Here is a 25,955-nt window from a genome sequence, read left to right on the forward strand (position 1 = left end):
ATGAGCGACAAGATTCTTCTGGACCAAGGCAGCGGAGGCCTTGCCTCCCACCGGTTGGTGGCCGACGTGTTCTTCAAGCACCTGGGCAACCCCATCCTCAACCGCATGGACGACGCGGCCCTGATCAACGTCTCCGGGCCGCTGGCCGTCAGCACCGACTCCTTCACCGTGGACCCCATCTTCTTTCCCGGGGGCGACATCGGCTCCCTGGCCGTGCACGGCACAGTCAACGACGTGGCCATGCTCGGGGCGAAGCCGCTCTACCTGACCTGCGGCTTCATCATCGAGGAAGGTTTCGCCATGGCCGACCTGGAGCGCATCGTGGCCTCCATGGGCCTGGCCGCGAAGAAGGCCAAGGTGCGCATCGTGGCTGGCGACACCAAGGTGGTGCCGCGGGGCACGGCTGACAAGATCTTCATCAACACCACCGGCATCGGCCAGGTGGTGGCGAACCCCGCGCCCAGCGGGCACAGGGCCAGGCCCGGCGACGCTGTGATCATCTCCGGCACCCTGGGCGACCACGGCCTCACCGTGCTCTCCCACCGGCAGGGCCTCTCCTTCGAGGCTCCCGTGCAAAGCGACTGCGCCTCGCTCAATCATCTGACGCTCAAGCTCATTGAGGCCCTGCCCAAGGTCCATGTGCTGCGCGACCCCACCCGCGGCGGCCTTGCGACCTCGCTCAACGAGATCGCCCAGCAGTCCTCAGTGGGCATCGTGCTCGACGAACCCGCCATCCCCGTGAGCGACGTGGTGCGCGCCGGCTGCGAAATCCTCGGGCTGGACCCGCTCTACCTCGCCAACGAGGGCAAGCTGATCTGCGTGCTGCCCGAGAAGTACGCCCAGCAGGCGCTGACGATCATGCGCCGCGACCCGCTTGGCCGTCAGGCCAGGGTGATCGGCTCCGTGGTGGCCGACAGGCCGGGCAAGGTGGTGCTGCGCACCGGCATGGGCGGGCACAGGATGCTCGGCATGCTCGAAGGCGAACAGCTCCCCCGCATCTGCTGACGCCACATCCGACATCGCCCTTCAGGCCTGGAGGCTCGCCGCCTCCAGGCCTTTTTTTCCGGCGGTTTTCCGACGCTGCCGGCACCCCTCCGCGCCAACACCTCGAAATGACACGTACTGAAATCATGGCATGGATACTGCTTGGTTTCATGGACGAAACGCACCGGCCCAAGCCGGAACGACATACTCTCTAAGCCGCAAGGAGGAGCCATGCTCTCGATCTTCACCGGTTCGGACCGCAAAGCCAAGGACCCCAACGAGGAACTCAAGCAGGGCAAACGCCTCCAGCACGCCAAGGAGATGTTCTACTCCGGCAAGTTCCTGATGGTCACCACGCCGAGCATCAAGGGCCGCCGCGCCAAGGGCGTGCTGGGCCTGGTGCACGGGCGCGGCTACGACGCCGAATGCGCCATGCTCTCCCTGGCCGCATCCGCCATGGAGATCGGCGCCGAGGCCATCGTGGGCTACCAGGAGGCCGTGGCCTTCCATCCCGACGGCTCCAAGTTCTTCAGCTGCTACGGCACGGCCATCACCCTGGACAAGACCTCCCAGGCCAGGGCCACCATCCGCAGGGCCATCACGCACTAGCCCCGATCCGGCACGCAGGAAGCACTCCGCCCGCCCGCCCGCCCCTGACAGCAGGGGCGGGCGGGCATATCGCGGGATTTACCGTCGGAATAATTCCTACCATTGCACTCCGAGATAAAAATGAATTGGCCTGAGCCGCGTTTTCGCGTATCCGGGACCTGACTTATGCCGTGGAGTCACTACGCCCCAACGTTTGCAAGCGACATACAATGCGCATCGAAGAAGCCGAACTTCTGGTAGTTGACGACGAAGCCCCAGTGCGGCTCAGTCTTGCCGCATACCTCGAGGACGAAGGCTTCCTGGTCCGCACCGCCGACTCAGCCGAACAGGCGATCGATGTCGCGCGCTCTAATCCGCCGCATCTGGCCGTTGTGGACCTGCGCCTGCCCGGAATGGACGGCGCGGCCCTGATTCTCGAGTTGGCCCGGGATCATCCGGGCATGAAGTTCCTCATCCACACCGGCTCCACCAAGTTCAGCCTCTCCGAGGACCTCAAGTCCGCCGGGCTCGATGACAGTCATGTCTTTTTCAAGCCCGTGCTGGACATGGGGGAGATGGTGCGGAAAATTACGACACTCCTCCAGGAATGACCCCATGACATACGAGCCCTTGGCCACGCTGCTGACCATCGATGACGAGGACGTTATCAGGCGCTCCTTCCAGGCCTACCTCGAAGACAGCGGTTTCAAGGTGCTCCAGGCTTCCAACGGCCGTGCCGGGTTGGAAGTCTTCCGCGCCGAACACCCAGACATCATCCTCGTAGACCTTCGAATGCCCGAGATGGACGGCCTCGAAGTGCTGGCCACCGTGGTGCGCGAAGCCCCGGACGTGCCGATCATCGTGGTCTCCGGCACCGGCATGATCCAGGACGCCATCGAAGCCCTGCGCCTGGGCGCCTGGGACTACGTGCTCAAGCCCGTGGAGGACCTGGGCATCCTGGAGCACTGCGTGCGCCGCGCCCTGGAGCGCGCCAAGCTCCTCAAGGAGAACAAGGCCCACCGCGAGAACCTGGAAAAACAGGTGCGCCGCAGGACGGTAGAACTCCACGACCGCACGCTCCAGCTGGAAGAGACCAACAAACGCCTCCAGACCGAGATCAACGAGCGCAACGCCGCCGAGGCCAAATACCGCTCTATCTTCGAGAACGCCATCGAGGGCATCTTCCAGGTGAACCACCAGGGCAAGCTGGTGAGCGCCAACCCGGCCATGGCCCGTATCCTGGGCTATTCATCCCTGGAGGAAATGACAGCATCCGTGGAGGACCTCGCCGCCCGCATTTGCAGCGACCCCGGCAAGCGCGAGATATTTCAGCGCATCCTGAGCGACCACGGCAGCATACAGGCCTTCGAGGTGCAGACCGTGCGCCAGGACGGCAGCCCCCTCTGGGCCTCCATCAACGCCCACCTCGTGCACGGGCCCACCGGCGAGAGCGTGCGCTACGAAGGCACCCTGGAGGACATCAGCGAGCACAAGCGCTTCGAGGAGCAGTTGCTGCACCAGTCCCTGCATGACGCGCTCACGGGCCTGCCCAACCGCGCCCTGTTCATGGACCGGCTCTCCCAGGCCATCACGCGCTGCGCCCGGCAAAACAGCTTTTTCGCCCTGCTCTACCTGGACGTGGACAGGTTCAAGGTCATCAACGACAGCCTCGGCCACGCCCTGGGCGACCAGTTCCTGATCAAACTGTCCGAGCGCCTGAAGACCGTCACCCGCGAGGCCGACACCCTGGCCCGCATGGGTGGAGACGAATTCGCCGTCATCTCCGAGCAGGTTCGCAGCCTCTCCGGCGCCACGCTGGTGGCCGAGCGCATCCTGGAGGAGTTGAGCGTTCCCTTCACCATCGACGGGCAGGAGATTTACAGCACTGTCTCAATCGGCATCATTTGCTGCACCGGCTACTGCGGCACCGCCGAGGAGGTGCTGCGCGACGCGGACCTGACCATGTACCGCGCCAAGAGCATGGGCAAATCGCGCTACGAGGTGTTCGACAACGCCCTGCACGAGCAGACCATCCGCCTGCTCACCATGGAAAACGAGTTCCGCAGGGCATTGGCCAAAAGCGAATTCGAGCTGCACTACCAGCCCATCGTGGACGTGAACACCGGGGTCACGGTGAGCCTGGAGGCCCTGCTGCGCTGGAATCACCCCGAGCGGGGATTCATCCCCCCTCTGGAGTTCATCCCCCTGGCCGAGGAGAACGGGCTCATCGTCCCGCTGGGCTGGTGGGTTCTGGAAGAGGCATGCCGCATGCTGGCCCTGATCCAGAAGCGGTTTCCGCTGCCCACCCCCCTCTCCATGACCGTCAACATCTCGGCCAAGCAGTTCTCCCAGACCGACCTCGGTCAGAAGCTGGCGGGCCTGCTCCAGACGGCGGAGATCGCCCCGGGCAGCCTGGAGCTGGAGATCACCGAGAGCGTCATCATGGACCGCGGCGAGGCCGCCATCGAACGCCTGGAGGAACTCAAGGCCCTGGGCCTTCGCCTCTTCGTGGACGACTTCGGCACGGGCTATTCCTCGCTTTCCTACCTGCACCGCTTCCCCATCGACATGCTCAAGATCGACCGCTCCTTCATCCGCGAAATCGACGCCACCGGCGGCCACGCGGAGATCGTGCGGGCCATCGTGGGCCTGGGGCGCAACCTTGGCCTGGGCCTCATCGCGGAAGGCGTGGAGACCGAGGCCCAGCTCGCCGTCATCAGGACGCTGGGCTGCCAGATGGCCCAAGGATTCCTGTTCTCCAGGCCGCAACCGGCCGAGGGCATCATGAATTACCTCGAGAAGGACTTCACGCGGAGGCGTTAGCCGCCCTCCCCGGTTCAGGGACTTGCGGCGCCTGCTTTCGCAGAGAAGACCGCCCAATGCCCGCCAGACACAACGACTAAGCCCCCGCGCATCGCCGATGCGCGGGGGCTTTCTAGTTTCATCGGGTCCAGGGGCCAGTGCCTGGCGAGCTCCGTGCGGAGAGCGTCCGCCTAGGGCAAAGGGCCGGGAGGGATTGCCTCCCAGGCCGGGCCATCAATAGGTTTCGGCCGGGGGAGGCGGGCTTTTCTTCTTCTTTTTGCTGGTCGTGGTGGTGCCAGCCTTCTTGTCCTGCTCGTGGCCGTAGAGGCCGCCGGCCACCGCACCGAGCGCGCCGCCCACCGCGGCCCCGACGCCCACATAGCCACCCGCGATGGCGGCGATGCCCGCGCCCGCGCCCGCGCCGATGACGCCGCCGCTCAGCGCGCCCTGCTGGGTTTTATTCATGTTGGTGCAACCGGCACCAAACAACAACGTAAGGACAAGGACACCTGTGGTAAGAGTTCTGCTCATGGTTTCACCCGCTATTTTGCTGGAGTCTCAGGGATGGCCACTTCGTACCACAGAACCTCGACCACAGGCTTGGACTTGAGCTCGGGCTTCTTGGCGAAAGCCTTGTCCATGGCCGCGACGATCTCCTTGAGGGTGTAGCGCGACAGGCCGCGCACCCAACTGGGGATGAGGCTCTTCTGTACCGGGGGAAGATTGTCGCCCTGGACTTCCTTTTCAAGCTCCACCATGGTCGTGAGCCCGGCGATGAAGGCCAGGCGCTCGCCGTCGGTGGCGTTGATCCAGTGCTCGCCCGTTATGATCGGGAAGCCGGATTTATCCTGGGCCAGGGCCGCGCCGCAAGCGAACAATGCGGCGACGGCGACCAATGCCGTCAAGAGGATCGTCCTGCAAATCGCCACACCGTACCTCCTTGGTTATTGATTCTTTGTGGATTCGGTTAGCAACGTCACGTTGGATTTGGTGAAGAATCCGTCGAACCCGTCGTAGCGCTGGATGTATTCGTTCACCAGCAGGGTGTGCGGGCTCATCTTGCTGAAGATCTGTTTGAGCCCCTCCTCGCGGGAGCCCACAAGTTCGGAGAGGAAGCCCAATCCGTCGGCGCTCAATGCCTCCACGGTGCTCTCGATGTTGGCCGTGTTGAAGGCCATGTGGTGGCTGCGCGGCCCGAAGTTGTGGATGAACAACTCCGTGGGGCCGGAGGTCTCCACGGTCTTGAAAGGCTCGATGCCGGAGGTGAACACCTGGGCGTAGTCGTCCGGGGTGAGCCGGGCCACGTTGGTGATGGAGTTGAGCGCCTCCACATAGACCGAGAACGCGAAATTGTAGCCTGTGAGCTGCATGAACTCCAGGATGGCGGCATCACGCTCCTCGGCGCGCACGCGGGTGGCCACGTGGTCCAGTTCGCCGATGTTGGCAAGGTAGGGCCTGGCCGGTTTGGTGACAGGCAGCGCCAGGGGGCTGCAGCCGTCCGTCAGATAGTCGGACTCCCTGGTCTTCCACTCCACCAGGCCCACGGCATTGCCCGTGAAGCGCGACGGCATGGTCTGGGCGTAGCGGTAACGGGAATTGTCGAACACGCGGTCCTGCAGGAAGAACACCCCTCGCTCGCGCTGAATCCGCGCATATTCGCGCACGTCCCTGCACTTGAAGACGAAGGTCTCCAGGCGGGTGTTGGGCATGGCGGCCGTCTTGGCACCCCGGTTGGCCTCGAGGAAGGGGTTTTCGCCTCCGGTGCGAGTCTGCACTATGAGGTCGGCGGAACCTTCCAGGGTGAGCACGGCCACATCGCGGTCGCCGTCGCTGAAGGCGTATTTGAGCTGGTGCCCCGTGGTGGAGAGCAACTGCAGGATGGCGGGCTGGAAGTGGTCCTGCTCGGTGGAGATGACCACGGCCTCCAGGCCCCCCACCAGACCCTCCAGGCCCAGCTTGCGGCGCTCCTGGATGATGGCCTCGGCGGTGGCCAGCAGGACGTTGTCGTCGTTCTTCAGGAATGCTGACATGGAACCCCCGGGATGTTGAGTCATGGGGGCATCATAGCCCATTCGGGCGGGTTGTCCAGCCGGGAGTGATCCTTCGGGCGGCTGGCTCACATCATATCCACCGGATCCAGATCCAGTTGCAGCCGTAGCTTCCCGTTGCCGGTCATGGCCCGAAGGGCCTGGGCGTAGCTCTGGCGGATCGACGGCCAGTCCTGGGCCTTGAGCAGACAGTTGAAGCGCCTGCGGTCGCGCAGCACGGCGATGGGCGCGGGCGACGGCCCGAGCACGCGCACCCCCTGCACTCCGCGCAGCGCCCGCGAAAGCTCCGTGATGGCCTCAGGGCCCTGCTCGTAGTCCCGGGGGTAGCTGGCCCGCACCAGGCCCAGCTTGACGAAGGGCGGATAGCCGTACTTGCGGCGCTTCTCGATCTGCTGGGCGAAGAAGCCCTCGTAGTCGGCGTTACGCACCAGCTCCCAGAAGGGGTCGCCGGGGGTGCGCGTCTGGATGAGCACCCTGCCCGCCTTGCCGCCGCGCCCTGCCCGCCCGGCCACCTGGACGAGCATCTGGAAGCTGCGCTCCTCGGCGCGGTAATCGGGCATGTTGCGGCCCATGTCCCCGTCGGCGACCACCACCAGGGTCACCTCCGGGAAGTCGTGCCCCTTGGAGAGCATCTGCGTGCCCACCAGCACCTGCGAGCGCCCCTGCCCGAAATCATCCAGGATGGCCTCCGCCCTGCCCGCGCGCCGGGCCACATCGCGGTCCAGCCGGGCCACCGCGGCTCCAGCGGGCAAAACGGCCTGGAGCTGCTCGGCAAGCATCTCCGTTCCCTCGCCCATGGGCAGGAAGTTGCACCCGCCGCACGCGGAGCACGGGCGCGGGAAGCCTTGGCTCAGGCCGCAATAGTGGCAGACCAGGCGCTCACGGCCCTTGTGGTAGGTCAGGGAGACCTCGCAGCTGGGGCAGCGCTGCACCTGCTCGCAGTCAAGGCAGAAGATCAGCGGGGCGTAGCCGCGCCTGTTGAGCAGGATCATGGCCTGCTCGCCCTTCTCCACCGTCTCGGCCAGGGCCGCGAGCGCCTGCGGGGCCAGCAGGCCGGCGCCCTCCCGGCCCAGGCAGGCGTCCAGGTGCACGGCCTTGTCCCTGGCGGACATGTCCACCAACTCCACGTCGGGCAGACGCCCTGGCCCGGCGCGACCGGCCATGACCACCTTGGGCGTCACGCCGTCCAGCGCGGACTGGTAGGTCTTCACGTCCGGCGTGGCCGAGCCCAGAAGCAGCAAGGCCCCGGCCTGGCGGGCCCGGAAGAAGGCGACCTCCTTGGCCTGGTAGGGCATGCGCTCGTCCTGCTTGAAGGAGGCGTCGTGCTCCTCGTCGAGGACGATCAGGCCCAGGTCCGACACGGGAAGGAACAGCGCGGAGCGCGTGCCCACGTACAGATGGGGGGACCGGGCCTGGGCCGCCTCGCGAAAGACGCGCTCACGGCGCACTGGAGTCTGGTAGCCGTGGGAGAACACCGGTTCGAACCCGAACCAGGCCCGCGCCCGGGCGCGCAGGGCCGAAGCCAGGGCCACCTCCGGCGCGAGCAGCATCACGGACCTGCCCCGGCGCAGCGTCTCCAGGGCCAGCTCGAAATAAAGGCGCGTCTTGCCGCTGCCCGTGACCCCGTGCACCAGCCGCACCCCTCCCGGCCCGGGTGGCACCAGGGGAGCGAGCTCCTCAAGGGCGGCGGCCTGCTCGGCGGTCAGCGGGGGGCGGTCTTCGGGTTCGCAGGGTTCGCAGGGTTCGTCGGGCTCCTCCGGCGGCGGGCCGAGCACGACGCAGCCCTTGCCCTCAAGGGCCTTGAGCGCGGTCCCCACACCAGGCCCGAGCGAGTCGCGAAGCTGCGAGGGGGTGGCTTGCCCCCTGGCGAAAAGCATCTCCAGCACGGCCAACTGCACGGAGGCTGCCGGGCGCACCGGCCAGGGCGGGTCCACCAGCAGGCGGTAGGCCGGTTCCGGTTCGGCGGCGGAGACCGAGAGCACCGCCTCGCCCCCGCGCCAGGCCACGGCCAGCTCCGCCAGGGGCGCTGCGGAGTCCAGAACCTTGGAGAGCGGAACCTTCTGCCTGCGCCCGCCCTGGCGCACGGTCAGGCTGGCCCTGGCGGAGCGCAGCCCTGCCGGGAGCAGCGTTGCCAGCACCTGGCCGGGATGGGCCATCTGGCGCGCGGCCAGGTTCTCCACCAGATTCACGTATTCGGGGCCGAGCAGGGGCGAAAGCTCCAGGGGCCAGACGAAATCGCGCAGCACAACGCCCTCGGGCAGGGGCTCGCCCGGGCCGAGCACCACCCCGGCGCGCAGGGAGCGGCCCATGGGCACGGCCACGCGCAGGCCGGGCGGGAGGTCCCAGCCAACGAAATGCGGGGGGACGCCGTAGGTCAGCGAGGCGAACGGCGGTGAGAGCAGCGCTACGCGCACAAGGGTGGACATGCTGGGGGAAAAGCCGGGCCGCCCGCTGGCGGCCCGGCCGGGGATGCTGTTAAACGGGCATGAAGTCCCGCAGCTTGGAGATGAGCGGGTAGCGCAGCTCCTCGTCCTGCAGGGCGAAGTAGATGTTGGCGGCCAGGTAGTCCACCCAGTCGCCCGCGTCGAAGCGCTGGCCGCGAAGCTTCACCGCCAGCAGGCGGCCCTTCTTGGCCTGGCCGCGCAGGGCATCGGTGAGCTGGTATTCGCCGTCCTTGTTGGGGGTCAGGGCTTCCAGGTGCTCGAAGATCTCTGGGAAGAGCACGTAGCGGCCCACCATGGCCAGCTTGGAGGGGGCCTCGCTGGGCTTGGGCTTCTCCACCAGGTCGCGCACACGGTACAGGCCCGAGGAGAACTCGTCGGCCTCGATGATGCCGTAGCTGGAGACCTTGTCCGCCGGGACCTCCATCACGCCCACCACGGACATGTGCTCGGACTGGGCCACGGCCATGAGCTGCTTGATGCCCGGCTCCATGCTGAACATCAGGTCGTCGCCCACCATGACCGCGAAGGGCTCGTTCTTGACCACTTCCTTGGCGCAGAGCACCGCGTGGCCAAGGCCCAGCTGCTTCTTCTGGCGTACGGTGATGATGTTGGCCATCTCGGCGGTCTGGCGCACGGTCTCCAGCAGGTCGAGCTTGCCGGAGCGCTCCAGGATGTTCTCCAGGGCCAGGTTGTAGTCGAAGTGGTCCTCGATGATGGTCTTGTTGCGGTTGGTGATGAACACCACGTCCGTCAGCCCGGCCGCCTGGGCCTCTTCCACCACGTACTGCACCACCGGCTTCTTGAAGATGGGCAGCATCTCCTTGGGAACGTTCTTGGTGGCCGGCAGGGAGCGCGTGCCCCAGCCCGCCACGGGAACGACGACTTTCTTGATCTCCATCGGACTCAACCTCCAGGCTCGCGCCTTTATTCCTCTAAGGATTTTCTATGGGAATCGCCCAGAAAGTCCAGTGAAAACGGCCTGCTCAGCGCAGGTGCTCCTTGAGGGTGCCCGCCAGGCAGTCCGCCAGGGAGCGCACCATCGCGTCGTCCGAACCTTCCACCATGACCCTGGCCACAGACTCCGTGCCTGAATAGCGCAGCAGCACCCGGCCCTTGCCCGCCAGGGCGGCCTCGCACTCGGCCACGGCCTTGGTTACGGCAGGGACGTGGTCGAAGGGGATCTTGCGCTCCACGTGCACGTTGATGAGCACCTGAGGATAGGGCCTGAGCAGGTTGGCCAGCTCGGAGAGGGGCTTGCCCCGCTCCAGCATGATGCGGATCAGCTGTAGGGCGGCCAGGGTGCCGTCGCCGGTGGTGGCGTGGCGCCTGAAGATGATGTGGCCGGACTGCTCGCCGCCCAGGGTCGCGCCCTCGCGCTGCATGGCCTCGAACACGTAGCGGTCGCCCACGGGGGTGCGCAGCAGCCTGCCGCCGCGCTCGTTCATGAACACCTCCAGGGCCATGTTGCTCATCACCGTGGCCACCAGCAGGTTGCCGGGCAGTTCCCGGCGCTCCATCATATCCAGGGCGCAGATGGCCATGATCTGGTCGCCGTCGAGCACGTTGCCCTTCTCGTCCACCACGATCACGCGGTCAGCGTCGCCGTCCAGGGCGATGCCGATGTCGGCCCCGGTCTCCCGCACCATCTTGGCCGCCACGGACGGATAGAGCGACCCGACCTGGCGGTTGATGTTCTTGCCGTCGGGCTCCACGCCCGCGCGGATCACCTTGGCCCCAAGCTCCTCCAGGATCAGGGGCGAAACGCGGTAAGCGGCGCCGTTGGCGCAGTCGATGACCACCTTCAGCCCGTCGAAGGTCAGCTCCGAGGGGATCGTGGACTTGAGATAGACGTTGTAGCGCCCGGGGCTGTCCTCGATCTTGAAGGCCCTGCCCACGTCCTCCGGGGCGGGGAACTCCCAGCAGGCGTCGTCGCAGCCGATCACGCGCTCGGCGATGCGGTCCTCGGCCTCGTCGGGCAGCTTGCAGCCCCGGCGGTCGAAGAACTTTATGCCGTTGTCCATGAACGGATTGTGTGAGGCGGAGATGACCACGCCCACGTCCGCCCGCATGGAGCGCGTCAGGAAGGCGATGGCCGGCGTGGGCAGCGGCCCCACCAGGAACACGTCCATGCCCGAGGCGCAGAAGCCCGAGGCCAGCGCGTATTCGAATATATAACCGGAGAGCCGCGTATCCTTTCCGATGACGACCTTGTGCCTGCACTTGCCGTTGCGGAAGTGCACGCCGGCCGCCAGGCCCAGGCGCAGGGCCACTTCTGGGGTCATGGGATGGATGTTCACCTGGCCGCGCAGGCCGTCGGTTCCGAAGAGGCGCTTGTTCATCGATACTCCTGTCATTTGACGAACACGGAAACGCGTTCCGGTTTCGCCTGTATCAGCTCGCAGCCCTGGGGCAGCGTCACTTTGTAGGCATATTCGTGGCGTCCCGGCGGCGTTGCCGGCGGCACCTCCACATAGGCGTCCACAAGGCCGCGCCAGCCGCCCTCCCTAAGCAGGGGAACGGGCACGCGCAGGCGCAGGGTCACATTCTCGGGCGCAACGCGGATGGAGGCCGCCCCCTGGAAGGCCAGGCGCACGGGCGCCTCGGCAACGGCCTCCCGCATGTTCTGGCGGAACTGCACCTTGGCCTTCACAGATCTGGGCGAGGCCTCGACCTGGTCGGGCAGCACCAGCCGGACGAAAGCCTCGAAGGCGCCGGAGGGCGCATCGGGCAGGGCCATGGGCTCCACCAGCACCTCGTCCACGTCCTGCAAAACGGATTCAGGTCCTGAGAGCGTCACCTTCGGCGGGTCGAGCTGGCTGACGATGGTGTAGTCCCGGGCGGAGGCGTCCTTGAAGGCCCCGAGCACCGGCACGGTCCGCGTGACGCGGCGCTCCACGAAGAATTCCAGGTTTGCGGGCCGGACCTCAACCACCTCGAACAAACGGGAGAGGGCCACGGCGTCCGGGCCGACCACCACGGTGTTGCGCCCGGGTACGAGCTTCGAGGCGTCCAGGGTGTAGACCAGCTCAGCCGGGTCCACGCTGCGCACCAGCCCCTTGGGGCCGCGCACCAGCACGTCCAGGTGGTCGCGGGGAGCGCCCAGCAGCACCAGGCCGTCGGCCAGCCCGGACATCTCGATGCGCACGCGCACCCAGGAGTCCACCCGCTCCCTTCCGGTCACGAGGTACCACGAAAGCACCGCGAGCAAAAGGGCGAGGATTCTTGAGTACCACAGGGAGGTCATCGGCGGTCCGCCCATTGGGTCAGCAGGAGTTCCTCCAGGACTGCGGGGTCCAGCACGTCCGAGAGGGTGCCCGCCTGGGCCGCGCGGATCTCGCCGCGCTCCTCCGAGACCACCAGGGCCAGGGCGTCGGTCTCCTCGGTGACGCCCACCGCCGCGCGGTGGCGCGTGCCGAAAGCCGTGGAGAGTGCGCTGTGCGAGGCCAGGGGCAGGATGCAGCCCACGGCTGCGACCTTGGCCCCGCGCACGATCACCGCCCCGTCGTGCAGCGGGCTTTCGTGGTGGAACACGGCCTGGAGCACCTCAGGGCGGATGTCCGTGGCCAGGGCGATGCCCCTGTCCATGATGTCGCCCAGGGGCACGCCGCGCTCCAGCACCACCAGCGCGCCGATCTTGCGCTCGGCCAGGTCGAGCAGGCTGGCCAGCAGTTGGTTGGCCGCCTCGCGCCCCCGGGAAGTCTGTTTGCGGCCCCCGAACCAGCGCAGGCCCACCTGGGCCAAGGCCTTGCGGATGTCCGCCTGGAAGAGGATGACCATCACCAGGAAGAACGAATTCAGGAAGTTGGTCAGCAGCCAGTGCAGGGTGTAGAGCCCGAACTCTCCCGAGAGGTAGTTGGCCACCAGCACCACGATGACCCCGTGGATCACGGACACGGCCCGCGTGCCGCGCACCAGCAGGATCATGCGGTAGAACAGCAGCCCCACCAGGGCCACGTCCAGGGCCTCGCGCCAGCCCACGTGGATGTTGCCGAGCCACTGGGTCATGGGCGCATGGCCTCCGCCAGGGTCAGGGCCTGCACCGCCTGGGCCGCCTGGTGCACCCGATGGATGCGCGCCCCGGCGAGCTGGGCCAGGGCCGAGGCCACCTGGGTGGCGGGGCCGCGCTCGTGCACTTCGAGCCCCAGGAGCTTGCCCAGAAACGATTTGTTGGAGAGCCCCATGAGCAGGGGCCTGCCCAGGTCCAGAAAGGTTCCCAGGCCGCGCAGCAGGGTCAGGTTGTGCTCCAGGGTCTTGCCGAAGCCGATGCCCGGGTCCAGCACGATCCTGTTTTCGGGGAGCCCGGCGCCGGTGAGCATCCTGATGCCGCGTTCGAAGAAGGTCCGCACCTCGGAGAGCACGTCGGAATAGCGCGGGTCCACCTGCATGGTTCCGGGCTTGCCCAGGGAGTGCATGAGCACGTAGCCGGGCTTGTGGCTTGCCACCACGTCCAGGAGGGCGGGCTCGAAGGCGCAGGCGGACACGTCGTTGACGATGGCCGCCCCGGCCTCCAGGGCCTGCCGGGCCACCTCGGCCTTGTAGGTGTCCACCGAGACCACCGCGTCGGGGTGGCGTTCCAGGATGCCCCGGATCACGGGGACGACCCGTCGCAACTCCTCGTCCTGGCCCACCTGCTCGGCGAAGGGACGCGTGGATTCGCCGCCCACGTCCACGATGGCCGCGCCCTCGGCCAGGAGCCGGGAGGCGTGCCCGCAGGCGTCGGAGGCCTCGAAGTTGCGGCCGCCGTCGGAGAACGAGTCAGGGGTGACGTTGACGATGCCCATGACGAGAAAAGGGGCAGGCTTCAAGACCCGCCCCCGTGTCACCGTCCACGCGGCAATGCCGGGCGAAACGTCTGCGTGGTTCACCGGTGGGCCGCTCCGCTCAGAGGGTTGGCGGCCCCGGGGGCATGAGCGCCCGGGGCCTTGCGGATATTACTCGGGGAAGGAATCAGTCGTTCCCGGAGGGTTTCTTCTCGGATTCCTGGGCCTCTTCCTGTCCGGCCTCGCCGCCAGCCTTGGCAGCCTGTCCGGAATCCGCCTGAGCGGAGGAAGCCTCGGGCTTTGCATCGGCCTTTTCGGGCTCGGCTTTGGCCGTGGGCTCCAGGGGGGGCAGTTCCTGGTTCTTGAGCAGCAGGTCGATGTCGGCCCCGCTGATGGTCTCCCGATCCAGGAGCGCCTTGGCGATGGCGTGCAGGTACTCGATGTTGGCCGTGAGCAGTTCCTTGGCCCGGGAGTGGCAGCCCTCCACGATGGAACGGACCTCGGCGTCTATCTGGCGGGAGGTGTCCTCGGAGAAGTTCTTGTGGTGCATGAGCTCGCGGCCCAGGAAGATCTCCTCGTCCTTCTCGCCGTAGGAGAGGGGGCCGAGCTTCTCGCTCATGCCCCACTTGCAGACCATCTTGCGGGCCGTGTCGGTGGCGCGTTCGATATCGTTGCCCGCACCCGTGGTCATATGGCCCAGTACGACCTCCTCGGCCACGCGCCCGCCCAGGAGCATGACGATCCTGTCCAGCAGGAAGTTCTTGGTGTAGGTGTGCCGGTCGTCCTCGGGGAGGTAGATGGTCACGCCCAGGGCCCGGCCGCGCGGGATGATGGAAACCTTGTGCACCGGGTCGGTGCCTTCCAGAAGCTTGCCCACCAGGGCGTGCCCGGCCTCGTGGTAGGCGGTGTTGCGCTTCTCCTCGTCGGAGAGGATCAGGCTGCGCCGCTCCTTGCCCATGAGCACCTTGTCCTTGGCCATCTCGAAATCGTCCATGGTCACGCGGTCGCGGTTGAGCTTGGCCGCGGAGAGGGCCGCCTCGTTGACCAGGTTCTCCAGGTCCGCGCCGGAGAAGCCGGGCGTTCCCTTGGCCAGCACTTCCAGGTCCACGGAGCTGTCGATGGGGGTGCGCCGGGTGTGCACTTCCAGGATGCGCTTGCGGCCGCGCAGGTCCGGCGAGGGGACCACGACCTGGCGGTCGAAACGGCCGGGGCGCAGGAGCGCCGGGTCCAGCACGTCGGGGCGGTTGGTGGCCGCGATGAGGATGACGCCTTCATTGGATTCGAAGCCGTCCATCTCCACCAGGAGCTGGTTGAGCGTCTGCTCGCGTTCGTCGTGACCGCCGCCCAGGCCGGCGCCGCGCTGACGGCCCACGGCGTCGATCTCGTCGATGAAGATCAGGCAGGGGGCGTTCTTCTTGCCCTGCACGAACAGGTCGCGCACGCGGGCCGCGCCCACGCCCACGAACATCTCCACGAAGTCGGAGCCGGAGATGGAGAAGAAGGGCACGCCCGCCTCGCCCGCAACGGCGCGGGCAAGCAGGGTCTTGCCGGTGCCGGGCGAGCCCACGAGCAGCACGCCCTTGGGGATGCGCCCGCCCAGGCGGGTGAACTTCTTGGGGTCGGAGAGGAACTGCACGATCTCGTTGAGTTCCTCCTTGGCCTCGTCAACACCGGCCACGTCCTGGAAAGTGACGCGCTGGGTGTCCTGGTTGATGAGCCGCGCCCGCGAGCGCCCGAAGGACATGGCCTTGCCTCCGCCGCCCTGCATCTGGCGCATGAAGAAGATCCACACGCCGATCAGCAGGAGCATGGGGAACCAGGAGACCATCAGCGAGACGTACCAGGGGGACTCCTCCTCGGGTTCGGCGCGCACCTGGACCTTGTTGGCGATGAGCGTCTGCACCAGGGTGGGGTCGTTGGGCGAATAGGTGGCGAAGCGCTGGTTGTCGGTGGTGATGCCCTCGATGCGGTGCCCCTGGATCTTGACGGCCTCGATCTGGCCCGAGGTGGCCTTCTTCAGGAACTCCGAATAGGCCAGCTTGCTGGACTGGGGGGGCTGCTGGTTGAGAAGATTGAACAGGACGATCATAACCAGGCAAATGACCGCCCAAATACCCAAATTCTTCGTAAGATTATTCAATTGGATTCCTCCGTGGAGGGTTTCCTCCAGCGGGATAGATAACACAGCCCGCATGGGCTGTCCATGTGCTGCCTGTTGATGTTGCCGAACGGAAGGTGTACAAGCCCCTCTCTTCGGAAGCGTATCGTCACCGGTGTGGCGCCTGGACTTCAAATCCAGTGGACGGCTCATCCCCGTCGGTAGGTTCGACCCCTATACGCTTCCGCCAGCGCCGAATTGTAAAGGACGCCGCATCGCGGCGTCCTTTTTCATTCCCTGTTGCAACCGCCCTACCCCGCCGTTTCGGCCAGCCAGGCTCGCATGGCGGCGATCTGGTCCTCAACGCGCGCGGGCGAGGTGCCGCCGTGGGTGTTGCGGCGGTTCATGGCCGCCTCGTAGGTCAGTATCTCGGCCACATCCGGGCCGATGGCGGCGCTCAGGCCTTGCAGATCGGCCAGGGTGAGGTCTTCCAGGCCGCAGCCCTTGCGCTCGGCCAGGGCCACGGCCGAGCCAGCCACGTGGTGCGCCTCGCGGAAGGGCACGCCCTTGGCCGCCAGGTAGTCCGCCAGCTCCGTGGCGTTCAGGAAGCCCAGCTTCAGGGCCTGGCGCATGCGCTCCGGCCGGAAGCCCATGACCTTCATCATCTCCGCCATGATGGCCAGGGAGTCGCTCACGGTGCGGTCGGCGTCGAAGAAGGGCTCCTTGTCCTCCTGCATGTCCCGGTTGTAGGCCAGGGGCAGGCCCTTCATCAGCGTCATCAGGTTGAAGAGCGCGCCGTAGACCCTGCCCGTCTTGCCGCGCATGAGCTCGGCCACGTCCGGGTTCTTCTTCTGGGGCATGATGGAGGAGCCGGTGGCGTAGGCGTCCGGCAGGGCCACGTAGCCGAAATTGGGGTTGGACCAGATGATGAGCTCCTCGCAGAGGCGCGAGAGGTGCATCATGGCCGTGGAGCCCGTGAAGAGGGCCTCAAGGGCGAAATCCCGGTCCGACACGGCGTCCAGGCTGTTGTTGAAGGTGCCGTTCAGGCCCAGCTCCCCGGCCACGGCCGCGGGGTCCAGCGGGAAGGTGGTGCCCGCCAGGGCCGCCGCACCCAGGGGCGACACGGCGGAGCGCTTCAGGGCGTCGCGGCAGCGCTCGAAGTCGCGCTTGAACATCCAGGCGTAGGCCATCAGGTGGTGCCCCAGGCTCACGGGCTGGGCGGGCTGCATGTGGGTGTAGCCCGGCAGGATGGTCCGCGTGTGCTCGGCGGCGCGGTCCGCCAGCACGCCGATCAGCGCGGCCAGCAGCTCGGACCAGACCTCCAGCCGGGCGCTGACGAAGAGCCGGAAGTCCAGGCAGACCTGGTCGTTGCGGCTGCGCCCGGTGTGCAGCTTGCGGCCCGCGTCGCCGATCATCTCGGTGAGCCGGGCCTCGATGTTCATGTGCACGTCCTCAAGCTCGTCCTTCCAGACGAACGCGCCGGACTCGATGTCCTTGAGGATGGCGTCCAGGCCTTCAACGATCTGCGCGGCCTCGGCGGCGCTGATGACGCCCTGCTTGGCCAGCATGCGGGCGTGAGCCTTGGAGCCAGCCACGTCCTGGGCGTAGAGGGCCTTGTCGTAGCGGACGGAGCCTGTGTAGCGCTCAACTATCTTGGAGGTGGGTTCGGCGAAGCGGCCGCCCCAGGGCTTGGACGATGCGGACATGGAGTGCCTCCGGTGGCTGGATGGCGTGCGGTCTGCTCAGGCCGCCGTCACATCCGGCCCTGCCTGCCAGCGCCCCCGGCACAACGATATTCTTCAAATATACCGGGGTGCCGGGGGCGCTGGCAGGCAGGGCCGGACATGCCGGCTCACCGTTTTCGCGGCGCGCAGCCGGTAAAAACTGCTTCGAGCGAAGACCGCCCGGGCCGTCTCCACTCATATCGAATGCAAACGGTCCGCCGCCTGCCGGGATAGCCCGGCGGACGGCGGACCATCAATAACGAACTACATCTTCTTGTAGCCGCGCAGGCGCAGCCCCTGCAGCCGGATGAAGCCGGTGGCGTCGGACTGGTCGTACACGGAGTCTTCCTCGAAGGTCACCAGCTCCATGTTGTAGAGGCTGTTGGGCGACACGCGGCTCACCGGGGTGGCCTGGCCCTTGTACAGCTTCACGCGCACCTGGCCGGTGACGCGCTCCTGGCTCTTGTCGATGAGGGCCTGGATGGCCTCGCGCTCGGGGGCGAACCAGAAGCCGTAGTAGACCATCTCTGCGTAGCGCGGGATCAGGCTGTCGCGCAGGTGCATGACCTCGCGGTCCATGGTGATGCCTTCCAGGTCGCGGTGCGCGGCGTGGATGATGGTGCAGCCCGGGGTCTCGTACACCCCGCGGGACTTCATGCCCACGAAGCGGTTCTCCACCATGTCCAGCCTGCCCACGCCGTGCTTGCCGCCCAGCTTGTTCAGGGTGCGGATGATGGTGGCGGGGCTCATCTTCTCGCCGTTGACGGCCACGGGGTCGCCCGCCTGGAAGTCGATGGTCACGTATTCGGGCTCATTGGGGGCGTCCTCGGGGCGGACGCAGAGCAGGTAGCTGTGCGGGCCGGGCTCGTTGGCCGGGTCCTCGAGCTCGCCGCCCTCGAAGGAGAGGTGCATGAGGTTGCGGTCGCAGCTGTAGGGCTTCTCTTTGGTGACGGGCACGGGGATGCCGTTCTCCTTGGCGAAGGCCAGCAGATCGGCGCGGCCCTTGAAGTCCCACTCGCGCCAGGGGGCGATGGTCTTGAGCTGAGGGGCCAGGGACATGGCGGCCAGCTCGAAGCGGACCTGGTCGTTGCCTTTGCCCGTGGCGCCGTGGGAGACGGCCTGCGCGCCCTCCTTCAGGGCGATCTCCACCATGCGCTTGGCGATGAGCGGCCGCGCGATGGAGGTGCCCAGCAGGTAGCGGCCCTCGTACACGGCTCCGGCGCGTAGGATGGGGAAGACGAAATCCTTGGCGAACTCCTCGCGCAGATCGTCAATGTAGGCCTTGGTGGCGCCGGTGCGCAGGGCCTTCTCCTCCAGGCCGTCGAGCTCCTCGTCCTGGCCCAGGTCGGCGGTCATGGTGATGACCTCGCAATCGTAGGTCTTCTTGATCCACTTCAGGATGACGGAGGTGTCCAGGCCGCCGGAATAGGCCAGGACCACTTTCTGGATGCTGCTCATGCTATATCTCCGCGAGGGTATACGGAAGGGTGCCTTCTCCGCCGGAGTAGACCCATTCCAGGATGGCTTTCTGGATGTGCAGGCGGTTTTCGGCCTGGTCCCAAACGATGGAGGCTTCGGACTCGAAGACCTCGGTGGTCACTTCCTCGCCCTGGTGCGCGGGCAGGCAGTGCATGAATTTCGCTCCGGGAGCGGCCAGGGCCATGGCCTTGGCGTCCACCTGGTAGCCCTGGAACACGCCCATGCGCTCACCGGCCTCGCTCTCCTGGCCCATGGAGGCCCACACGTCGGTGTTGATGAAATTCGCGCCCCGGATGGCCTCCAGCGGGTCGGTGACCAGGCGGATCTTGCCCCCGGCCTTGATCCCGGCCTCGAGGATGTCCTTGTTGGGGAAGTACCCTTCGGGGCAGGCCAGCACCAGCTCGAAGGGGAAGTACACGGCGGCGTTGATCCAGGAGTGGGCCATGTTGTTGCCGTCGCCCACCCAGGCCACCTTGGTCTTGGCCAGGTCGGCGCCGCGCTCCACCATGGTCATCACGTCGCCCATCACCTGGCAGGGGTGGAAGTCGTCCGAGAGGGCGTTGACGATGGGGATGGAGGTTTTGGCCCACATGCGGGTGAGCTTGGAGTGCTCGAAGGTGCGCATGACCACGCCGTCCACGTAGCGCGAGAGCACGCGGATGGTGTCCTCCACGGGCTCGGAGCGGCCCAGCTGGGAGTCGTGCTGGGTCATGTAGATGGTGGAGCCGCCCAGGTGGCGCACGGCCATCTCGAAGGAGACGCGGGTGCGCGTGGACGCCTTCTCGAAGATAAGCGCCACGGTCCTGCCCGCGAGCAGCTCGGAGCGGAAGCGCGACTGCTTCATCTCGATGGCCCGGGAGACGGTGGCGTGGGCCTCCTGGCGGGTCATGTCGTGTATTTCGAGGAATCTTCTGGGCATATGAGCCTCCAGTATGAAATGCAGCAAAAAGAAAATTCTTAGCGGCAGAGGGGGAGGATGTAAAGGGGAAGGCGGGCTAGCGCAGGGATTCCACGGCGAGGTCCGTCATGGCCTCCATGGCCTCGCCGTGGTCGTACCCGGCCAAATGCAGGATGCCGTGCGCCAGCAGCCGGACCAGGTGCTCACGCGGGTCCTGGCCGTAGAGCGCGGCCTCGCGCCGGAGGGCGTCCACGGAAAGCGCGATCTCGCCCAGGTAGGCCGGGCGCTCCGGATCCTCCGAGGGGAAGGAAAGCACGTTGGTCGGGCCGGTGAGGCCCAGGAACTCCCTGTTCAGCCGGGCGATCTCCACGTCGTCCACGAAGCGGACTTCCAACTCGCCGCCGGTCAGGCCCAGCGCGTCCAGCAGGGCGTACAGCACGGGTTCGGCCTCGCGCCGGGAGAGCGGCAGGGTCGGGTCCAGGGCCGCGCCGGGTTCGATCCAAAGAGTTGAAGCAGAAGAGATCATACGATTGAAGATGCCTCCGGCGGCCAAAGGAACTTCGTTCCTTTGGAATCCTGTATCGCTTCGCGTCGGGCGCGGAAGGGTGGCGGTTCGGAAGAACCCCGGGGCCGGGCGCGCCTGGCCCCGGGGTATACAGGCTATTTCTCGGCGTCGAAGGCTTCCAGGATGCGGGCCGAATAGACGAAGGCCGCCCCGGCGTTGAGCCCCACAGCCACGGCCAGGGCCTCCAGCAGTTCCTCGCGGGTGGCCCCGGCGGCGGCCGCTGCCTTGGCGTGCACGCCGATGCAGGTGTCGCAGCGGGTGGAGGCGGCCACAGCCAGGGCGATCAGCTCCCTGGTCTTGGCGTCAAGCGCTCCGTGAGCGGAACCGGCATCGTCCAAGGCCTTCATGGCCTCGCCGATCTTGGGGTTGCCCTTGATCAGCTCCCCGAACGCCTTCATGGAATTATTGACCAGGTTCTTCCAGTCCACGAGCATGGGCCACTCCTTTTTCTGGCGTCCTTGCGGACGCAGTTGGCGGACAGCACGTCACAAAACGACATCCTGCCCCGCGAAGCCGTCGCGGGGTCCAGGGGGATCATCCCCCTGGCGGGTGCAGGGCAGCGCCCTGCTCTTGGCTCCCTTCGGGCTGTCTCAGGCCGCCTTGTCCGGCGAACCTCTGCCCGAGGAGGCCGCGGCCGGGGCTTCCTTGGCCTTGTCCTTGCCGCGATCCAGGTTGGGGTACTCGATCCTATGATGGAAGATGCCCGTGAGGATGCGGTGGAAGGACTCCGAGGCCTGGGTCAGGTCCTTGAGGGTCAGCTCCGAGCCGTCCAGCTCGCCCTCGTTGTAGAGCTTGCGCACGATGGACTGGATATGCCCGTTGATGCGGCTGGGGGTGGGGTCCACCAGGGTGCGGCTGGAGGCCTCGATGGCGTCGGCGAGCATGATGATGCCCGCCTCCTTGGTCTGGGGCTTGGGGCCGGGATAGCGGAACTCGTCCTCGCGCACGGGCTCTTCGCCCTTGGCCTCGGCCTGCTCCTGGGCCTTGTGGTAGAAGTAGGTGATCAGCGTCATGCCGTGGTGCTGGCCGATGAGGTCCGCGATCTCCTCGCCCAGCTTGTGCTCGTTGGCCAGCTCAACGCCCTTCTTCACGTGGGAGATCAGGATGAGCGCGCTCATGGAGGGAGAGAGCTTGTTGTGCTTGTTCTCCTTCCCGAAGAGGTTCTCGATGAAATAGCTGGGGTTCTTGAGCTTACCGATGTCGTGGTACAGGGCGGCCACCTTGGCCAGCAGAGCGTTGGCCCCGATGGCGCGCGCGGCGGCCTCGGCCATGTTGGCCACGATGAGCGAGTGGTGGTAGGTGCCGGGCGCCTTGACCATCAGTTCCTGAAGCAGGGGCTGCTCCAGGCTCATGAGCTCCATCATCCTGAATCGGGAGGTGAAGCCGAACATCAGCTCCAGCACGGGGCTCATGCCGAGCACCAGCAGCAGCGAGAAGATGGCGTTGAAGGCCGCGTACACGCCGCCCGCCAGGGTCATCTCCGCCCCGCCTTGCTGCACCAGCACGATGCCCATCCAGGAGACCACGCACAGCCCGGCCAGGGGCAGGATGGAGCGCAGCACGTCCTGCCGGGTGTCGCAGTTCTTGATGATGGAGGCGTACACGAAGCCGCCCAGCAGGTAGTAGCTGAACAGCTGCAGGCCGCCGCCCACCTCGCTGGCCACCAGGTAGGAGATCAGCAGCACCGCGAAGGAGCACAGCGCCTGGGGCAGGAACATGGCCAGCACGCCCGCCGCGCCGGCTATGGGCAGCCCGAAGGCCACCTGGCTGGATTTCAGGAACAGCGGGAGGTGCGCGTCGGAGAGGCGCGCCAGCTCCACGAACTTGGCCAGCAGCACGAAGAAGCCGGTGACCATGGCCAGGGCCAGCCACTCGCGGTTGCCCACGGCCCGGATGCCCGACTTCTTGCCCTGGGAGAGGTGCAGCAGCACGAAGAACAGGCAGGAGAGCAGGAACATGCCCGGGATGGCCAGGGGCCTCACCGAGCTGGTGCGATGGGCGTAAAGGGCCTGGAGCTTGGTCTGCTGCTCGGGGGTGACGCGCTCGCCCTGGCGGACGATGATCTCGCCCCGGTAGATGCTGGTGTAAACCGGCTCCATGGCGCCCACGATCTCGCGTTTGCGGGCCAGGGTGGTCTCCTGGTTGAAGACCAGGTTGGGCAGCAGGAAGGGGCTGAGCAGGGTGAACACGGCCTTGCGGGTGCGGATGGTCTTTTTGAGGTCCTTGCGCAGCAGTTGGTCGAGGTCGTCCTTGCAGCGGTCCAGGTCTATGCTGCCGGGGCTGTCGAGGAAGAGGGTCTCCATGCCCGAGGGCAGCTCGCGCAGGAGCACGCCCTGCTTATACGTGGTGAACACCCCGGGATGGGCCGTAATGCCCCGGGAGTAGACCTCCTTGAGCCAGGGCAGCAGCTGCAGGAGCATCATGTCCTGGAATTCCTGGGTGCGCCACAGCTGGAGCATGTCCCGGCTGATCTCGACGTTGAGGTCCTCCGAGAGGGAGGCGCGCACCCTCTCCGGGTCCTCGTCGGGCTTGCGGGAGAGGGCCAGGATATCGGTCACGTGCTTTTTGAGGGACTCGAAAGGGGCGGGGCTCAGGTCGAAAACGGGAGGCTGGTTCTCGGAGACCTGGTCGCGCTTGCGCAGGGTGGCCTCGCGATCCTCGATGCGCAGGTTCTGGTCCGCGGTGACGTCCTGGCTGGCGATGTCGCCCGCCAGGAAGACCTTCACGTCGGATTCGAAGCGGACGGCGGAGAGAATGCTCGCGCCCAGAATCACGGCCAGCAGCACCCCGAGGCCCCAGCTCAGCATGGGGCGCTGGGCGCACTGCTGACAAGGCACCGAGCCCTTGGGCGGGGGGCTGGTTTTACGTAGACGGCTGAGTATGCCGCTCATAGGCTTTCACGATCCGCCCCACCAGGGGGTGGCGGATGACGTCCTCCTCGCTGAAGTAGACGATGCCGATGCCCTCAACGCCCTCGAGGACGGAGACGGCATCCACCAGGCCTGACGGCGCCCCGCGCGGAAGGTCCACCTGGGTCACGTCGCCGGTGACTATCGCTTTGGACCCGAAGCCCATGCGCGTCAAGAACATCTTCATTTGCTCGGGCGTGGTGTTCTGGGCCTCGTCCAGGATGATGCAGGCGTCGTTGAGGGTGCGCCCGCGCATGAAGGCCAGCGGGGCGATCTCGATGACGCCCTCCTCGATCATCTCGCTCACGCGCTGGAAGTCCAGCATGTCGTGCAGGGCGTCGTAGAGCGGGCGCAGGTAGGGGTTCACTTTCTCCATCATGTCGCCGGGCAGGAAGCCCAGCTTCTCGCCCGCCTCCACGGCAGGCCGGGTCAGCACGATGCGCTTGACGCGTCTGGCCAGCAGCTCGGCCACTGCCACGGCCACTGCCAGATAGGTCTTGCCGGTGCCAGCCGGGCCAACGCCGAAGACCATGTCCGTGGCGCGGATGGTGCCCAGGTACTCGCGCTGGGTGAGGGTGCGCGGGGTGATGGACTTCTTGGGGGAGACGACGAAGATGTCCTGTTCGAAATACCTGCGGGACGTAGGTTGGACGGCCCCCTCCAGACCCAGCAGCAGCGGCTTGATGCTCTCGGGGGATATGCCCGCCCCTTTGCGCAGCGCGCCGTAAAGCTCCACCATGACCTCGGCCACGCGGTCCAGGGCCTCGGCGCTGCCGCCGCGCAGTGTCAGCGCGTTGCCCCGGGAGTCCGCCCGGACGCCCGTAAGCTCCCTCACGAGATCCAGGTGGGCGTTGTGCGGCCCGAAGAGTTCCCGGGCCAGGCCGGAGTCGTCGAATTCGAGCCTGCGCTCGGCTGTGTTCGGTTTGCTCATGTGTTCAGGCATCACCTCAAATTGACGTCCAAAGCCAGGACGCCGACGATCTCACCCCGGGAGGTGGTCACCGGGCGGCTCACGGTGATGCACGGGGCGTTGGACGCCGACGACGTGTATACCTCTGAAATATTGATGTCCTTGTCGCGCATGGCGCCCACGTACCAGGGCCGCGTGCTCCACGACTTGCCCACGGCGGTGCCGTCCAGGGCGCCCCCCTGCCCGATGTTGGCCACCACCTGCACTCCGGCGGCGTCGGTCATGTAGGCCAGCTCAAGGAAGGGGTGCTCGCGCATGGCCCGAACCAGCAGGGCCTCCATGCGGGGCCTCTCCAACGAGTTCATTTCGTCGGAGGTGGCCAGCCGCTCAACGAGTTCCTGGATCACGCCCCGGCCGAGCAGGGTGAACACGCTGTTGAGGTTGGCAAGCTCGCCAACCTGCGCCATCAAACTCTCGATCCCTTGCTCGCAACGGGTCATGCCGTCAAGGGTTTCGGCGGAGGTTTCGCGCACGTGGCTCACGGTGCGCCCGATCTGGGTGCTCATGGCGGACTGCTGCTCCGCCGCCGTGGCGATGGCCCGGACCTGATCGGCGGTCTCCTCGACTATGGAGACGATGTCCGCCAGGGCGGTGCCCGAGCGTTTGGCCTCCTGCGTGGCCTTCTCAACCTCGGAGGCGGCGCTCTCCATGCCCGAGACCGCGCCTTTGGCCCCGGACTGGATGGCGTCGATGACGGTGCCCACCTCGCGGGTGGCCAGCATGGTCTTCTCGGCCAGCTTGCGCACCTCGTCCGCCACCACGGCGAAACCGCGGCCGGCCTCGCCCGCGCGGGCCGCCTCGATGGCGGCGTTGAGCGCCAGCAGGTTGGTCTGGTCGGCGATGTCGGAAATGACGGTCATGATCCGCCCGATGGCCTGCGCCTGCCCGCCCAGGTCCTCCACCACGTCCTTGAGCTCCTGGGTGCGGCCGTAGGCGTGGGATATGGAGGCCACGACGCCCTCCACCACCTGCGCCCCGTTTTCGGCCCTGCCCCGGGCCTGGGCGGCCAGGTCGGCCGCGCGCGCGGCGTTGCGGGCGGCGTCCAGCACGGTGGCGTCCAGTTGCTCCACGGCGCTGGAGGCTTCGGCCACCATGTCAGCCTGGAGGCGAGCGCCGCGCCCGGCCTTGTCCACCTCGCCGGAGAGGCTGCCAGCCACCTCCTGGATGGCCCCGACAACGGAGCGGATGGTGCCGGCCGCGCCGGACATGCCGTGCTTGCGGGAGTTCTCGGCGCTGCGTTTGGCCTGAGCGGCCTGCGCCAGGGCGATGTCCTTCCCCTCTGACAACTCAGAGGCCAGGGCCTCCAGGGCCGAAATCCTGCCGAGGCCATCCTGGCGATCCGCGGAGAGCTTGGACAGGGCGCGTTCCAGGCCGTCCAGGTCGCCGCCGTCCCGGGATTCGCCCGTACCGGAGAGCAGCACGCCGAGAGAGCGCAGGCGTGAGCCCAGGCCCGCCGTGAACGCCGCGCCCAGGCCGAGCGAAAGCGCCACGGCCGCGAGGCCGCACCAGAAGACCGTGTCCCTGAGGGAGGACAGCGCGTGGGAGGATGTCTGCCCGGAGCCGGGGGCGGCTTCGGTTGCGCCGGAAAGGCCCAGCCAGGCGATGAGCCAGACCGCGGCTGTTAACAAGGCCGATACAATGGAAAAAACCTGCACCTTCCGCATCAAGGTCATACGTCACCTCAGA

General features: G+C 66.8%; 22 protein-coding genes and 1 tRNA gene. 5 read left to right on the top strand and 18 right to left on the bottom strand.

The features are described 5' to 3' along the window. The 4 genes from hypE (at position 1) to MLE18_RS02805 (ending at position 4,395) form a co-directional block, all read left to right on the top strand. Positions 1-1,005, top strand: coding sequence for a hydrogenase expression/formation protein HypE (gene hypE / locus MLE18_RS02790; RefSeq protein WP_243367183.1), 1,005 nt, complete (start codon positions 1-3; stop codon positions 1,003-1,005). 210 nt (positions 1,006-1,215) lie between these two features. After that, the gene (locus MLE18_RS02795; protein ID WP_243367184.1) at positions 1,216-1,593 is read left to right on the top strand and encodes a YbjQ family protein; all 378 of its coding nucleotides are present in this window, start codon (positions 1,216-1,218) and stop codon (positions 1,591-1,593) included. Positions 1,594-1,802: 209 nt separating this feature from the next. After that, positions 1,803-2,183 (top strand): response regulator, encoded by a 381-nt coding sequence (locus MLE18_RS02800; protein WP_243367185.1) that lies wholly within the window; start codon positions 1,803-1,805, stop codon positions 2,181-2,183. Between the two features lie 4 nt (positions 2,184-2,187). Continuing rightward, entirely contained in the window at positions 2,188-4,395 is a 2,208-nt protein-coding gene (locus MLE18_RS02805; RefSeq protein WP_243367186.1) for an EAL domain-containing response regulator, read from the top strand. Positions 4,396-4,608: 213 nt separating this feature from the next. Here the strand turns inward: MLE18_RS02805 and MLE18_RS02810 are convergent, their stop codons facing one another. The 10 genes from MLE18_RS02810 to ftsH form a co-directional block, all read right to left on the bottom strand. Beyond that, entirely contained in the window at positions 4,609-4,839 is a 231-nt protein-coding gene (locus tag MLE18_RS02810) for a glycine zipper domain-containing protein (protein ID WP_243367188.1), read from the bottom strand. Positions 4,840-4,916: 77 nt separating this feature from the next. Next, positions 4,917-5,279 carry a hypothetical protein gene (locus MLE18_RS02815; RefSeq protein WP_243367190.1) on the bottom strand — a complete coding sequence of 121 codons (363 nt, stop codon included), beginning with the start codon at positions 5,277-5,279 and terminating at the stop codon, positions 4,917-4,919. A gap of 39 nt (positions 5,280-5,318) precedes the next feature. Beyond that, complete coding sequence (locus tag MLE18_RS02820) at positions 5,319-6,404, bottom strand: VOC family protein (protein WP_243367192.1); 1,086 nt, start codon at positions 6,402-6,404, stop codon at positions 5,319-5,321. A gap of 86 nt (positions 6,405-6,490) precedes the next feature. Next, positions 6,491-8,848: a replication restart helicase PriA gene (priA, locus tag MLE18_RS02825; RefSeq protein ID WP_243367194.1), complete on the bottom strand. Its 2,358-nt coding sequence runs from the start codon at positions 8,846-8,848 to the stop codon at positions 6,491-6,493. A 49-nt stretch (positions 8,849-8,897) separates the two neighbouring features. After that, positions 8,898-9,764: a UTP--glucose-1-phosphate uridylyltransferase GalU gene (galU, locus tag MLE18_RS02830; RefSeq protein WP_243367196.1), complete on the bottom strand. Its 867-nt coding sequence runs from the start codon at positions 9,762-9,764 to the stop codon at positions 8,898-8,900. A gap of 85 nt (positions 9,765-9,849) precedes the next feature. Beyond that, on the bottom strand, positions 9,850-11,205 hold the full coding sequence (glmM, locus tag MLE18_RS02835) for a phosphoglucosamine mutase (RefSeq protein ID WP_243367198.1): 1,356 nt from the start codon (positions 11,203-11,205) through the stop codon (positions 9,850-9,852). 11 nt (positions 11,206-11,216) lie between these two features. Beyond that, positions 11,217-12,110 (bottom strand): CdaR family protein, encoded by an 894-nt coding sequence (locus MLE18_RS02840; RefSeq protein WP_243367200.1) that lies wholly within the window; start codon positions 12,108-12,110, stop codon positions 11,217-11,219. Next, positions 12,107-12,871 (bottom strand): diadenylate cyclase CdaA, encoded by a 765-nt coding sequence (gene cdaA, locus MLE18_RS02845; RefSeq protein WP_243367202.1) that lies wholly within the window; start codon positions 12,869-12,871, stop codon positions 12,107-12,109. Before cdaA ends, MLE18_RS02840 begins: the two co-directional genes overlap by 4 nt. After that, the gene (folP, locus tag MLE18_RS02850; protein WP_243367473.1) at positions 12,868-13,647 is read right to left on the bottom strand and encodes a dihydropteroate synthase; all 780 of its coding nucleotides are present in this window, start codon (positions 13,645-13,647) and stop codon (positions 12,868-12,870) included. The genes cdaA and folP overlap by 4 nt, the downstream gene beginning before the upstream one ends. Before the next feature lie 166 nt (positions 13,648-13,813). Beyond that, on the bottom strand, positions 13,814-15,766 hold the full coding sequence (ftsH, locus tag MLE18_RS02855) for an ATP-dependent zinc metalloprotease FtsH (RefSeq protein WP_243367204.1): 1,953 nt from the start codon (positions 15,764-15,766) through the stop codon (positions 13,814-13,816). 115 nt (positions 15,767-15,881) lie between these two features. On the opposite strand from ftsH, the gene MLE18_RS02860 reads away from it, so the two are divergent. Further along, positions 15,882-15,974, top strand: a tRNA-Sec gene (locus MLE18_RS02860). 61 nt (positions 15,975-16,035) lie between these two features. Here MLE18_RS02860 and argH read toward each other — a convergent pair. The 8 genes from argH to MLE18_RS02900 form a co-directional block, all read right to left on the bottom strand. Beyond that, positions 16,036-17,430 (bottom strand): argininosuccinate lyase, encoded by a 1,395-nt coding sequence (argH, locus tag MLE18_RS02865; protein WP_243367207.1) that lies wholly within the window; start codon positions 17,428-17,430, stop codon positions 16,036-16,038. A gap of 282 nt (positions 17,431-17,712) precedes the next feature. After that, positions 17,713-18,906 carry an argininosuccinate synthase gene (locus MLE18_RS02870; RefSeq protein WP_243367210.1) on the bottom strand — a complete coding sequence of 398 codons (1,194 nt, stop codon included), beginning with the start codon at positions 18,904-18,906 and terminating at the stop codon, positions 17,713-17,715. Between the two features lies 1 nt (position 18,907). Next, positions 18,908-19,846, bottom strand: a complete 939-nt coding sequence (argF, locus tag MLE18_RS02875; RefSeq protein WP_243367212.1) for an ornithine carbamoyltransferase — start codon at positions 19,844-19,846, stop codon at positions 18,908-18,910. Positions 19,847-19,922: 76 nt separating this feature from the next. Next, positions 19,923-20,351 (bottom strand): rRNA maturation RNase YbeY, encoded by a 429-nt coding sequence (gene ybeY / locus MLE18_RS02880; protein ID WP_243367214.1) that lies wholly within the window; start codon positions 20,349-20,351, stop codon positions 19,923-19,925. Between the two features lie 134 nt (positions 20,352-20,485). Continuing rightward, positions 20,486-20,824, bottom strand: a complete 339-nt coding sequence (locus MLE18_RS02885; RefSeq protein ID WP_243367217.1) for a carboxymuconolactone decarboxylase family protein — start codon at positions 20,822-20,824, stop codon at positions 20,486-20,488. A gap of 156 nt (positions 20,825-20,980) precedes the next feature. Further along, positions 20,981-23,281 (bottom strand): HD family phosphohydrolase, encoded by a 2,301-nt coding sequence (locus MLE18_RS02890; protein ID WP_243367219.1) that lies wholly within the window; start codon positions 23,279-23,281, stop codon positions 20,981-20,983. Further along, on the bottom strand, positions 23,253-24,230 hold the full coding sequence (locus MLE18_RS02895) for a PhoH family protein (RefSeq protein WP_243367221.1): 978 nt from the start codon (positions 24,228-24,230) through the stop codon (positions 23,253-23,255). Before MLE18_RS02895 ends, MLE18_RS02890 begins: the two co-directional genes overlap by 29 nt. Positions 24,231-24,241: 11 nt before the next feature. Further along, complete coding sequence (locus tag MLE18_RS02900; RefSeq protein WP_243367223.1) at positions 24,242-25,942, bottom strand: methyl-accepting chemotaxis protein; 1,701 nt, start codon at positions 25,940-25,942, stop codon at positions 24,242-24,244. Positions 25,943-25,955: the final 13 nt, after the last annotated feature.

The sequence above is a fragment of the Fundidesulfovibrio soli genome (assembly GCF_022808695.1).
GTDB classification, from domain to species: domain Bacteria; phylum Desulfobacterota; class Desulfovibrionia; order Desulfovibrionales; family Desulfovibrionaceae; genus Fundidesulfovibrio; species Fundidesulfovibrio soli.

What these genes read in the sequence shown, in the direction of transcription:
- MLE18_RS02800 (WP_243367185.1), top strand. Translation starts at nt 1,803, where the DNA reads ATGCGCATCGAAGAAGCCGAACTTCTGGTAGTTGACGACGAAGCCCCA.
- MLE18_RS02795 (WP_243367184.1), top strand. Translation starts at nt 1,216, where the DNA reads ATGCTCTCGATCTTCACCGGTTCGGACCGCAAAGCCAAGGACCCCAAC.
- galU (WP_243367196.1), bottom strand. Translation starts at nt 9,764, where the DNA reads ATGGAGATCAAGAAAGTCGTCGTTCCCGTGGCGGGCTGGGGCACGCGC.
- cdaA (WP_243367202.1), bottom strand. Translation starts at nt 12,871, where the DNA reads ATGACCCAGTGGCTCGGCAACATCCACGTGGGCTGGCGCGAGGCCCTG.
- hypE (WP_243367183.1), top strand. Translation starts at nt 1, where the DNA reads ATGAGCGACAAGATTCTTCTGGACCAAGGCAGCGGAGGCCTTGCCTCC.
- MLE18_RS02840 (WP_243367200.1), bottom strand. Translation starts at nt 12,110, where the DNA reads ATGACCTCCCTGTGGTACTCAAGAATCCTCGCCCTTTTGCTCGCGGTG.
- argH (WP_243367207.1), bottom strand. Translation starts at nt 17,430, where the DNA reads ATGTCCGCATCGTCCAAGCCCTGGGGCGGCCGCTTCGCCGAACCCACC.
- folP (WP_243367473.1), bottom strand. Translation starts at nt 13,647, where the DNA reads ATGGGCATCGTCAACGTCACCCCTGACTCGTTCTCCGACGGCGGCCGC.
- glmM (WP_243367198.1), bottom strand. Translation starts at nt 11,205, where the DNA reads ATGAACAAGCGCCTCTTCGGAACCGACGGCCTGCGCGGCCAGGTGAAC.
- ybeY (WP_243367214.1), bottom strand. Translation starts at nt 20,351, where the DNA reads ATGATCTCTTCTGCTTCAACTCTTTGGATCGAACCCGGCGCGGCCCTG.
- MLE18_RS02890 (WP_243367219.1), bottom strand. Translation starts at nt 23,281, where the DNA reads ATGAGCGGCATACTCAGCCGTCTACGTAAAACCAGCCCCCCGCCCAAG.
- MLE18_RS02810 (WP_243367188.1), bottom strand. Translation starts at nt 4,839, where the DNA reads ATGAATAAAACCCAGCAGGGCGCGCTGAGCGGCGGCGTCATCGGCGCG.
- MLE18_RS02900 (WP_243367223.1), bottom strand. Translation starts at nt 25,942, where the DNA reads ATGACCTTGATGCGGAAGGTGCAGGTTTTTTCCATTGTATCGGCCTTG.
- MLE18_RS02820 (WP_243367192.1), bottom strand. Translation starts at nt 6,404, where the DNA reads ATGTCAGCATTCCTGAAGAACGACGACAACGTCCTGCTGGCCACCGCC.
- MLE18_RS02895 (WP_243367221.1), bottom strand. Translation starts at nt 24,230, where the DNA reads ATGAGCAAACCGAACACAGCCGAGCGCAGGCTCGAATTCGACGACTCC.
- argF (WP_243367212.1), bottom strand. Translation starts at nt 19,846, where the DNA reads ATGCCCAGAAGATTCCTCGAAATACACGACATGACCCGCCAGGAGGCC.
- MLE18_RS02870 (WP_243367210.1), bottom strand. Translation starts at nt 18,906, where the DNA reads ATGAGCAGCATCCAGAAAGTGGTCCTGGCCTATTCCGGCGGCCTGGAC.
- priA (WP_243367194.1), bottom strand. Translation starts at nt 8,848, where the DNA reads ATGTCCACCCTTGTGCGCGTAGCGCTGCTCTCACCGCCGTTCGCCTCG.
- MLE18_RS02885 (WP_243367217.1), bottom strand. Translation starts at nt 20,824, where the DNA reads ATGCTCGTGGACTGGAAGAACCTGGTCAATAATTCCATGAAGGCGTTC.
- MLE18_RS02805 (WP_243367186.1), top strand. Translation starts at nt 2,188, where the DNA reads ATGACATACGAGCCCTTGGCCACGCTGCTGACCATCGATGACGAGGAC.